Origin of the sequence: Micromonospora sp. DT229, assembly GCF_049844505.1 — a bacterium.
Taxonomy (GTDB): Bacteria; Actinomycetota; Actinomycetes; order Mycobacteriales; family Micromonosporaceae; genus Micromonospora.
This window is the reverse complement of record NZ_JBNCLD010000052.1, coordinates 1-847: the sequence shown is the minus strand read 5'-3', so window position 1 is coordinate 847 and position 847 is coordinate 1. Positions and strand designations below refer to the sequence as shown.

The following is an 847-nucleotide window of genomic DNA, read 5'->3' as shown; positions in this document are numbered from 1 at the left end:
CAGGATCAACCGCTCGTCCACAGTAGAAAAGATCTACCAGACCAGGCCGCCCAACCGCCACCCGAGACACGCTCTTAGTAGAACAGGATTACCTACGCAGAGTCCTGCTCAGAGAACACGGCGATAATCGAATGCAGCCGGTAGCGCCGTCGTTCATCGCTTCGACCGCGCGTGCCGCGCTCGATGCCGGCTACCACGTCATTCTCGAAGGCATCCTGGACAGCCACGGCCATAGCACGATCCTGCGCCGGCTCATCGCCGAGCATCCCGGGCCAAGCACCGTCTTCTACTTCGACGTGTCGTTCGACGAGACGGTACGCCGCCACCTCAGCCGCAGGGAGCCAATCCCGGTCGCCGCAGACCAGATGCGCCAGTGGTACGTGCCCCACGACCTGCTCGGTATCAACGGCGAACACGTCTTGGCAGAGAGCACCGGCTTCGACGAGACTGTCACCACGATCCTGCACATCAGCGGCCTGGCCAACGCCACGGCGCTGACTCCTTGCCCAACCCGTTGCCGTCGCTGCGCCGAGAAGACGAGCGCCACAGCTACAGATCTTGAAGGGCTAGGTTGAGCCGGGTTCGAGGGCCAGACCGGTGTGAGCGAGGAAGCCGTCGAGTAGGTCGGGACGATACTGGATGCGCTTGAGTCGGTTTTTGATGATCGCGAGGAGATTGTCGACGCCGTCGGTGACGGCGAGGTTGCCGATGCTGCGTTTCAGGTAATCATGGCAGCGCCAATGGACGCTCCCGCCAGGTGAGCAGCCGGGCAGTGAGGTGATCTCAGCAGCGTATAAGGGTTGATTGGTGCGACACGGGCGAAGGTGTCGAGTCGGGCGGCAGTGGA

General features: G+C 62.5%; 2 protein-coding genes. One reads left to right on the top strand and one right to left on the bottom strand.

The window, feature by feature from the left end; genetic code table 11:
• Positions 1-131: 131 nt before the first annotated feature.
• Entirely contained in the window at positions 132-575 is a 444-nt protein-coding gene (locus ACLQ2T_RS29240; protein WP_425769575.1) for an AAA family ATPase, read from the top strand.
• On the opposite strand, the gene ACLQ2T_RS29235 is transcribed toward ACLQ2T_RS29240, so the two are convergent.
• Positions 567-847, bottom strand: a 281-nt coding sequence (locus ACLQ2T_RS29235; RefSeq protein WP_425769574.1) for a hypothetical protein, incomplete at its 5' end; no start/stop codon positions are given. The genes ACLQ2T_RS29240 and ACLQ2T_RS29235 overlap by 9 nt on opposite strands.

What these genes read in the sequence shown, in the direction of transcription:
- ACLQ2T_RS29240 (WP_425769575.1), top strand. Translation starts at nt 132, where the DNA reads ATGCAGCCGGTAGCGCCGTCGTTCATCGCTTCGACCGCGCGTGCCGCG.